The organism is Rhodococcus sp. P3_B8 (genome assembly GCF_056402775.1).
In genome coordinates this window covers 1-10,066 of record NZ_JBFUGT010000244.1, presented here as the reverse complement: position 1 = coordinate 10,066, position 10,066 = coordinate 1, and the positions used below count along the sequence as shown (strand labels likewise).

General features: G+C 65.5%; 7 protein-coding genes. 4 read left to right on the top strand and 3 right to left on the bottom strand.

The genetic code is table 11. The annotated features are described in order from the left end of the window. Positions 1-778 precede the first annotated feature (778 nt). The 3 genes from AC1D1G_RS35500 (at position 779) to AC1D1G_RS35490 (ending at position 4,062) form a co-directional block, all read left to right on the top strand. Entirely contained in the window at positions 779-904 is a 126-nt protein-coding gene (locus AC1D1G_RS35500; protein ID WP_283331631.1) for a hypothetical protein, read from the top strand. Between the two features lie 893 nt (positions 905-1,797). Next, on the top strand, positions 1,798-2,127 hold the full coding sequence (locus tag AC1D1G_RS35495; RefSeq protein WP_477955770.1) for a hypothetical protein: 330 nt from the start codon (positions 1,798-1,800) through the stop codon (positions 2,125-2,127). A gap of 441 nt (positions 2,128-2,568) precedes the next feature. Further along, entirely contained in the window at positions 2,569-4,062 is a 1,494-nt protein-coding gene (locus AC1D1G_RS35490; protein WP_283331605.1) for an MDR family MFS transporter, read from the top strand. 717 nt (positions 4,063-4,779) lie between these two features. Here AC1D1G_RS35490 and AC1D1G_RS35485 read toward each other — a convergent pair. The 3 genes from AC1D1G_RS35485 to AC1D1G_RS35475 form a co-directional block, all read right to left on the bottom strand. Then, entirely contained in the window at positions 4,780-6,486 is a 1,707-nt protein-coding gene (locus AC1D1G_RS35485; RefSeq protein WP_283353465.1) for a DEAD/DEAH box helicase, read from the bottom strand. A 634-nt stretch (positions 6,487-7,120) separates the two neighbouring features. After that, positions 7,121-8,347: an NAD(P)/FAD-dependent oxidoreductase gene (locus AC1D1G_RS35480; protein WP_477955766.1), complete on the bottom strand. Its 1,227-nt coding sequence runs from the start codon at positions 8,345-8,347 to the stop codon at positions 7,121-7,123. 80 nt (positions 8,348-8,427) lie between these two features. Continuing rightward, positions 8,428-8,688 carry an acyl-CoA-binding protein gene (locus tag AC1D1G_RS35475; RefSeq protein ID WP_477955764.1) on the bottom strand — a complete coding sequence of 87 codons (261 nt, stop codon included), beginning with the start codon at positions 8,686-8,688 and terminating at the stop codon, positions 8,428-8,430. Positions 8,689-8,933: 245 nt separating this feature from the next. Between AC1D1G_RS35475 and AC1D1G_RS35470 the strand changes: the two genes are divergently transcribed. Beyond that, the coding region (locus tag AC1D1G_RS35470; RefSeq protein ID WP_477955762.1) for a class I SAM-dependent methyltransferase at positions 8,934-10,066 on the top strand (1,133 nt) is incomplete at its 3' end.

Sequence of the window (10,066 nt, the reverse complement as noted above, 5' to 3'; positions counted from 1 at the left end):
CGCTTGGGCAGGCATCCGTGACGACGGCGGTAGTGAAATAAATGAGAGAACGACTCGGCCGGTCAACCGTTGGGCTCTGCACCGTCGTCGGGGCACGTTGCGCCGACACCGACGAGGTCACCAGTCCGGTGGTCCCCTGCGGTAGGTGTCCGCGTACGCGCACCCTGCGGCGCGAAGGGCAGACCGCATCGGTCGATTCTTCATAGTTTGAGTTTCGGTACGGCGTGGCCCGTATGTCGGCGACGTGCGGCAGAGATTCATTGGCACGAAATCTAGAGCAATAGCAGGATTCACTGGAATGCTATTGGGGGAGTAGGTGCTCCGGAGGTCGTAGTGTGGGTGCTGGACGGATCGGTCGATGGCGGGCAGAGCGGCTCACAGTTTCGCCGGTCCGTCGCCGTTCCCGCGTTCGTGGGTGGGCACGTTGTTCTGGTGAGGGTGTAACGGCGGCGATGACCCGCGGTCTTCTCGTGGGATGACTGCATGTTCGTCCGTGATCTGACCGATTGCACTCGGAGCCAACCAACTGATTCTAGACGAAGGCGGGAATCGTCCACCATGAGTACGACATCCGACCACAGGGCAGCGTCGACCCTCGCCGGTGCCGGGTCGATCAGTATCGCGGAGATCAAAGTTCCTACCCGCCGCGATCTTCGCTGACGACAGCGTCACCTCTTCGCCCTCGTTGCCGAGCTATGCCGGATGCGCGAATTGTGCTATACCACATAATGATCCGCACCCGGACCCATATTGGTCCACCCCGAGGAGGGCCTGTCCCGTGAACCTCAATGTCGCCCTACTGTTCCTCGTCCTCGCCGGCGGAATCGGTGGCACCGCCGCCATCCAGGCCGCGTTGCGCCGTTCAGCCGACCACGGTCGGCGCGTGTTCCATGTCGACGGCTGATCAACTTTCTCGGCTTCAAGCTCGCCAGGGTCGAGAAGGGTAGAGGTGGTGGCCCTAGAAGTTGTACCACTCGATCGTGGGTGCCGATCGGGCGTCCTGTACGGAGAAGTCATCGCGCCCTCCAGCAGTATGACCGGGAGTGGGTCCGCTGGTTCAACGCGGACCGATTGCTCTCATCGATCGACCACTTGTCGCCGATCGACTACGAGACGCGCCGCCGTGGACAGTGCCCCATCGCTACCTCCATCCCGGAGGTGGCCTGAACGACGTCTCCACTCGACCGGGGTCGTTCTGGAGGGTAGGTCCGCATAGCTTGGATGGAGTGGATGGATGGATGGAGAGAGAGAGAGAGGCGAGGACGGGAATCGAACCCGCGTATTCAGCTTGGGAAGCTGATGTTCTGCCATTGAACTACATCGGCGCACGATATTGGGCGCGCGTAAGCAGGCCCAACACCCTGCGGCGGAAACATTAGTCGCCCACTGACCGGCAGGGATCACGAAGAGGATCCAGCGGATCAACGCCCGCGCCGGGGGACGCTGGACTCTCCCGCAGCGGTGTTTCCGGGCCCGATCCTGCTGGTTACGCCGCCATAGTGCCGCCGCGAGGAGCGCGCGGGCAGCGGGGGAGAGCACCCCTGGCCGATACATGACCCCTACAGGGAGGATCAACGGCGGGTCCATGGCGCGGGCAACGACACCCGACTCGCCGGCATTGTCGACGACTGCCCTGGGCACCCACGCCATTCCGGCACCGGCGGCGACCAGCGGTACGCTCGCTTGGCGATGCGCTGTGACGACACCGAGCGTTGTCCGCCGTGATGCGCGGCGTAACGCGGACTCCACCGCGACCCGCCCTAGCGCGCCGCCGGTCACCGCGATCACCGGTAGGTCGTGAATCTGGTCGAATGGCAGGGGGTCGGGGAGACCCTCGGCGATCTCACGGGGAAGGGCAACGCACAGTTCATCGGTGCCCAGGTTGTGGGTGTCGAGGTCGCGGCGGTCGGCGGGCTCTCCGGAGTCGGCCGGTTCGAGGAAGCCGAACCCCAGCTCGACGGTTCCGTCGCGCACTGCCGTGGCTACGTCGGTCTCGGACCGGTACTCCCTGATCCGGACGGTCACCTCGCCGTAGGCCCGCCTCAGGTCACCGATAAGTTTGGGGAGCGGCGACTCGTACTGGCCTCCGGTGGTGCCGCCGTCGACGTGTCCGCCGTGGAGACCTGAGAGTTCGGCAACGGACGCCGGTGCGGTGCCCCCATCCCGGAGCAGTCGTCGGGCGGGATCGACCGGTGCCGCACCCACAGGTGTAGGGAGGGTCGGACGTCGCGAGCGCCGTTGTCGTCGCGCTGAGTGTGGCCCGTGGCTATTCAGACGCCGCCCCGAGGCCGTGAGTAGTAAGAGCTCCGAGGCGAGGAAGCGCGAATGATCTTGGTGCGCATGGAAAGGAGATGCTGGCGCCGTTCAATTATGCAGCGAAGACCAGCGAGCGGGCCCACCAATCTCACCGTCCGCCGAGCTGTGCGGCCGGCGCGCCGCGTCGCCCGAAGTGAGCACGGAAAAAACATTTGGCGGCGGAACTGGGGGTCGGTAGATTCGGTGGCTGCCCTGCTTCTGTTCCGTCGTTCGCCGGGATGTCCCCAGTTCCCACCACCCGAAAGGTCCACCGTGACCGAACCTACTGGCCTCGTGAACGACGAGGCAAGAGCCGACGACCGAATAGAACGCCGACACCTCCAGGTGATCGGTGTCCTGTTGGTAGCCAGCTTCGTGGTGATCCTCAACGAGACGGTGATGAGCATCGCCATCCCGGTCCTTCAGGTCGAATTGGGCGTACATCCCAGCGTCGGGCAGTGGCTGACGACCGCATTCATGCTCACGATGGCGGTGATCATCCCGCTCACCGGCTATCTCATCCAGCGCATCCCTACGCGCACCTTGTTCGTGCTCGCCATGTCGCTGTTCACGGCGGGAACGCTGATTGCGTTCGCCGCACCCGGCTTCGGTGTGCTGCTGTTCGCCCGCATCGTGCAAGCATCCGGGACAGCCCTCATGCTGCCGCTGCTGATGACGACGATCATGACGCTGGTGCCGCCCGCCCGTCGTGGTGCGATGATGGGCAACATCTCCATTGTCATCGCGGTTGCGCCTGCTCTCGGCCCCACCCTGTCCGGTTTCATCCTCGACCACTTCGGGTGGCGTTGGATCTTCGGATTCGTTGCCCCCATCGCGTTGGTCACATTGGTCCTCGGCGCCCGATTCGTTGTTTCGGTGTCCGAGACGACGAAGGCCCGCATCGACATTCTGTCGATCCCCCTGGCGGTACTCGGATTCGGTGGCCTGGTGTACGGCCTGGTGAGCATCGGCGAATCGGCCCAGGAATCCCCGACGATCCCCGTGTGGGTGCCGTTCCTCATCGGTGCGGCCGCGATGTCCGGGTTCCTCGCCCGACAGTTCCGGCTGCAACGCGAGGACCGGGCCCTGCTGGACCTGCGTGTGTTCGGATACCGCCAGTTCAGCATCTCGGTCGTCGCGATGCTGGTCGGCATGGCAACGATGATGGGCACCTTCATCATCGTTCCCTACTTCGCGCAGTCGGTGATTCACCTCGATCCGTTCGAAACCGGTCTCATCACACTGCCCGGCGGCCTTCTGATGGGTCTGGCGGGTCCGATCGTGGGCCGCGTCTACGACCGGCGCGGTCCTCTCGTGCTGGTCATCCCCGGCTCGATCCTCGTCAGCATCGGAGTGTGGATGCTGACGACGTTGAACACGTCCACCTCATTGTGGTGGCTGCTGTTGTCGAACATGGCACTGTGCCTCGGCCTGGCGGCGACCTTCACACCGCTGATGACGTCGGGATTGGGATCGGTGGCCGCTCACCTGTACGCGCACGGCTCCGCAGTGGTGGGCACGTTCCAGCAGGTGGCCGGCGCCGCCGGTACGGCACTGTTCGTCACTGTAATGACGGTCGTTGCCTCACGATCCGGTCACCCTCACGATTCACCGGACGCCATCGCCGAGGGGGTGCGAATGGTCTTTCTTGTCGCCGGGATCCTCTCATTCGTGCTGATCGCCGCATGCGCCTTCGTGCGCAAACCGGCGAACCCGGTAAATCACGCACACCCTGCATCGGTGGATGCGGCCGCGCAGGGGACCTGAACGGTGGCGCGTGCTGAAGGTGGGCCCCCGAGCCAGTGTTCGAGCCGCCTGGATCGGGTGCGCTTGCCGACTGAGGGTTGCGTCCATGACGATGGTTTACGGACCGGATCCGAATCTGTGCGAGCGCGGCTCGCCCCTGCTCCGCGGACGCTGGAGTGGCGTTGCGGTGCCGGATCGCGGCGTCGTGTTGCGTCGGCTGTTGTGCGAAGTTGGCTTGGGGAGGGCCCTGTCCAGTTGGTGTGGGTGAGTTGTGAGCGGAGGAGGGCGACCGGTGCAATGATCTGGTCTGCTGTGGGCAAGGGTCCATCCGCATTCTCGGGTGTGGCGGTCGAGGGTGTGTGAGATTCGGTTCGCGTGGACGCCTCGACCGTCGGTGGCATCCACGAGGAAGGTGACAGGTTTCTGTGCCCGGGTGTCGGTCACGAACGGTGCCTGCCCGGTAGTGGTGCATCCATCGTCTGTTTCGGTGGCGACGAGGGGGGATCGCAGGGTGGGCGTAGCTGCTGCCGGATACATCGGCAGTGATCGCGCCAGCGCTGCATGAGACGTCCTCGCCTGTTCCCCCGGTTGAGCTGGGCCTTTGAACCCGATCCGGCGGTCCGCCGATGGGTGTGGCTCCCAGTGCTGTCGTGTGTCCACGCGGACACACCTGGCTGAGTGGGGGAATGTACATCCGCTCACTCTCGATTGCAGAAGTCCCTGGTCCAGGCATCATTCCTACTCGAAGATGCTTTCGGGAAGCCAGTCTGCGTCGAACAGCCGGGCGAGGTTTCCGAACCCCCCGAGATCGCCATCGACACTGGCCGATGTCACCATGAGCCGATTGATCATGATCCGAGCCGCCTGCTCCTCCACCGTTCCGGCGGCGAACAGGAGTGACCACGAGCAAACCTGCCCGTCGCGATGCGCACGACCCATCGTTTGGCGTGCGGCAATTCCGGAGTAGCGAGGCTGGTGGAAGAACCCGATGCGACGTGCCGATGAGGCGCGGGAACCGTCGACCATCAACTCGGACGCCTGCAGATTGATCGCAGATGCGGTGTTGAACACCACGACCGGGTTGTGGCCTCGCTGAAATCGAATGCGCTCCGTCTCGAGATCGCCCGCGCCGAAGATGCGGGAGACGCCAATGCCGTGCTCCTCCAAGAGGTTGGCTACCGGGTCGGCGGCCGTGGTGACCAATTCGACGGCGACGAGTACCTGGTAGCCACGTTCGACGTGTGCGGCTACCAGCTCGGCGGTCTGCGGGGCTCGCAGCATGCCTGCCTTCTGCCGGAACCGCATCAGAGCGGCACGGCCGCGGGCGGTGTCGTTCCCCTGGCGGGCGATCCTCATCGCGCTGCGGAACTCACTCCAGTCCTGGTGGTACGCAGCCCATTGTGTGGCGGTGAAGTCGAGTGGCAGGCCGTCGATAGGTGGCGGCCCCCAGGGCGCGTCGCGATGCATCATGACGGGCGGGTCGCAGTCGGTCATCCATTTTCGGACGCGGGTGACGGCCTGATGCTGCAGCCGCTGAGAGCCTTTTGCTTGGTCGTTCCAGTCCCATTTGCCCTTGTCCCACCCGGGAGTCAGGGGTAGGCCATGCTCGACCAGTTTCTTACCGAGATCGGCCCACTCGCCCGGCGGGTCATCGTGCAGTTGCGCGAAAAGCGAAGACAAGTAGGTGTATTCGCCTGGGTGATGACCCGGCGTCGCCGTCACGGTGATGACGAACGGCGCCTTCTCAGGCGTCGCGGAGAGACGGTTGATGCGCCGCTGGTACTGGGTGCGCTGGGCCGTGAGGTGCCTGAATTGCTGTGCCTCGTCATTGATGATGAGGGAGAAGGAGTACTTCGGTTGGCCGTTGCGTCCGAGTAACTTCTTGAGCTGGTCCGGGGAGATGATCAGCCACCGATAGCCTCCGTCGCCGAACGCAGCGAGGGCGTCGCGCCACGCGGCGATGGTGATCTGGGCCGGCCGGTCCACGGTGATGAGTACGGTGTCGCCGCCCCCTAATTTCAGCGCAGCTTTCGCGCCGAGGATTGCGCTGCCGGTCTTGCCTACACCGGGCTCGTCGGCCAACAGGAATCCGCGCTTGCCGTGGTGAAAGGCCGTCGCGATCGCCTTCGCGGCGTCCACCTGTTCGGGCCGCGGTATCTTGTGGAAACCAGTAGCGCCCGGTTGCCGCACGCCGTTGAAGTCCTCTTCGACCCAGCGAGCGTACGAGTACGGTTTCGACGCGTAGACGGTGAGTTCGTCAGGCAATTGAGTGCCGATGTAGGCATATGCTTTGAGCGCTTTGTAGTACTTGGCACCGGGCGCGGATGCCCGATAAGGGACATCGAGGATCCAGATCCGCTCCCCGTGCCCCGGGGTGGGTATCAGCGGCGCGGCGCTGGCTCGTCTGGGCTTGGAGCGTCGCTGGGTGGTCTTCCGTGCGGCCATGAGTGCAGGCTATTCCCCAGGCGGATCGTCGGGGTCGACGACGTCGTCTGCGGCGGATGCGGTTGCGACCGCCGCGGCGGCTGGCACCGAGGAATCGCGGGCTGTCGCGGCGGGCGCGGGGCCCGGTGCAGGGCGATTATGTATGTCGATAGTCTCCACAACCTCAGGTTCGGCGGATGGTTCCACTGCTCTCGGCGCTGCTGTCGGGGATGTTGAGGCAATCGCCTTCGTCATGCAGCCCGACCAGGCGTCGCGTTCGGCGGGCCCGGGACAACGCCCGCCCAGGCGGTTCGTGCGCCTGCTCAGCAAGGCGGCGAATGTACCTGCACCCCGTATCTCGTCGTAGAAGGGGCTGTCGGACTGTCTCATTGGCCTTGCCCTCGCCTGTGGTAGGGGTCCTGTCTGTGCCTATTGACCTGTTTCGGTGGCCGTCCGCTGCGGCTGGCGCTGCAGGTGGCACATATCAGTTGTGCACGAATAGATGGTGCACGCTACATGTTGAGATGGACTTGGCCGAAGGAGGCATCGCCGGGTGTAGTGAGATGGCGAGAGGTCGTGGCCTGGCGGGCGACCGGCAGGGCGGTCGTGTCGTCGTCACCGATGTGGTCGACGACCTCGACCGCCGATCTGAAAGTCATTGTCCGGGATCAGGTCGCGCCTGCAGCGCCGGCGCGGCGGCGGCCAGCAGCGCGTCACGGTCTCGGTTCAACGGGGGATAGATGCGTTGGGTGTTGATGGTGACCTTGGTGGCTTTGGCTCGCGCGCCGCGCGACACCACCTGTCGATCCCACCCCTCGGTGTACACCGCTCCCGCCGGTCCCAGGTCGAGAATCGTTGCGTACCAGGGGATCCGGAGCGGGAGCATCGCCTCCCCGAGTAGATCGCTGATGACGTTGTATCCCGCGTAGCGGCCCATCGGTCGCCCGTGCTGGCACGACATCACCGACAGGTGGTCCTCGTCCACCCTTGCCGCGGCGACGTCGCCGGCGGCGAATACCTCGGGCGAGCCGATCACCCGCAGATAGTCGTCGACCGGCAGGCGACCGAGCCGGTCGTGCTCGGCACCGAGTTGTGYGGTCAGCGGGTTCGCCCGCATGCCCGCGCACCAGACGACGGTGCCCGCGGCCAGCACCTCTCCGGAGGAAAGCGTCACGCCGTGCTCGTCGACAGCGGCGACACCGACACCCGTCCTCGTCTCGACGCCGTTGTCGGACAAAGCCGCTTCGATCACCGGTCGCGCCGATGCCCCCATGTCGGAACCGACGTAGGGGTTGTGGTCGATCAGCACCACCCGTGGTTCGACGTTGCGTCCTGCGAATACCTTCGCCAGCATTCCGGGCAACTCGGACGCCGTTTCGATGCCCGTAAGGCCGGCGCCGACCACCACCGCGGTCGCCGCGCCCGCGTCCGCTCGGCCGCCGGACAGCGTGGCCAGGTGGCGCTGTAGCTTCATTGCGCCGTCGTAGGTGTCCACGTCGAAGCCGAATTCCCGCAAACCGGGGATATCGGGCTTCGCCACCCGACTGCCCAGCGCCATGACCAAGCGGTCGTACCTCTGCGTGAATTGTGCCCCGTTACCCGAAACGGTGACGCTGTGCGCCGCGGTGTCGATCGCCGTCACCTCGGCGGCGATGTGCCCGACGGCGACCGGGTCGAGCACGTCGCTCAGTGGAATGCGGCAAGCGCTCAGGTCTGCCTCGTAGTTGCGGACCCGGATGTCGTGGAACGGCTGCGCACTGATCACCGTGACATCGACGGTGCCCGCCGCATCGAGTTCGTCGAGCCGCCGCGCAGCCCCCAGCGCGGCCCACAAGCCGGCGAATCCCGAGCCGAGGACGAGGACGCGCTTGGAATCCGTCACACCGCCATCGTGCCAGGTCTGCGCCGGGGCGACCGCTGGATCACGCGCGATCGGGCAGCACCGGACCGGAACGCCCGAACTCAGCCCTGCGTGAGCCGGGCCACCAGGTCGATGTAGCTCTGCTTGGCATCGGCGCTGCTCGTACCCGCCAACTTGGCCCAGGCGTCGTACTTGGCGCGGTTGACCATGTCGAACCGACCGGGCCGCTTGCCTTCGACATCGCCCTTCGACCCCTGCTTGAACAGCGCGTACAGCCGCAGCAGCTCATCGTTGGCCGGCCGCGAGGTGAGCTTCGTGACGTTCTCCTGCGCATCGGCGAACGCCTGATCCAGATCCGACATGGGCACCCCTGGCTCTCGGACGAACTCTTCGACGCAATCGTAACGCCCGGAGCCGATGGCGTCTGATCCGTTCGGGCCGCCCATCCGATGACGGCGAGTCGGGGTTCGAGAAACAGGATGTCCCGAGCGGGAGTTGGTGTGAAGGTGTGCGGCGACGGGGGTTCCATCGATATGGTCGACGGGCGAGTCAGGTGAACTGAGCAGCCGCAGTGGTGGTGGGACCCCAAACTTCGACGGAGGTGTGTATGACGGTCGCTGACACGGTGGCGCCGCTGGTTCGCGCGGTGGTGGGGGAACAGGTCCCGGTAGGAATCCGGTGTTGGGACGGTAGTCGCAGTGGTCCCTCGGACGCGCCGTGGCAGGTGCACATCGTCAATCGGCGTGGTCTGCGGCGGTTGCYGTGGGCGCCCAACGACCTCGGTTTCGCGCGGGCCTACGTGTCCGGCGACATCGACATCGAGGGTGACCTGCTCGCTGGGCTGGACGTGTTGGAGCAGGTGTCGGACCCGACGAGGGGCCCCGGCGTACGGATAGACAGGCAGACGAAGAAGGCGCTGGCGACAGCGGCGCTACGTCTGGGGATCATCGGCCTCCCACCGAAACCACCGGCCGAGGAGATGAAACCGGCGCGCGGGCACCGGCACGACAAGGAGCGTGACGCCGCCGCGATCAGCCACCACTACGACGTCGGCAACGACTTCTATCGACTCGTGCTCGGCGAGTCGATGACCTACTCGTGCGCGTACTGGGCGGAGCCGAGCGACGATCTGGACGCAGCCCAATATGCCAAATGCGATCTGGTGGCCCGCAAGCTCGGCCTGACCGCGGGGATGCGGATCCTCGACGTCGGCTGCGGGTGGGGAACCTTCGCGCTGCACGCGGCACGTCACTACGGAGTGCACGTCGTCGGTGTCACCCTGTCCCAGGAGCAGGCGGACTACGCCGCCAAACGGATGGTCGACGCGGGCGTGGGGGAGTTGGTGCAGATCCGAGTCCAGGACTACCGCGACGTCACAGACGGCCCCTACGACGCGATCTCGAGCATCGGCATGGCCGAGCACGTCGGCGTCGCGATGCTGGCAACCTACGCCGCGGACCTGTTCGCGTTGCTACGCCCGCAGGGGCGGCTGCTCAACCACGCGATCTCGCGGCGACCACGCAAACCCGCCGCCACGTTCTCCAAAACGTCCTTCATCGATCGCTACGTGTTCCCCGACGGAGAAATCGAACCACTCGCGACGATGATCGAGGCGCTCGAAGGGGCCGGTTTCGAGGTGCGCGACGTCGAGTCGCTGCGCGAGCACTACGCGCTGACCCTGCGGGCCTGGGTGGGGAACCTGGAGGCGAACTGGGACGAGGCGGTGGCCTACAGCAGCGC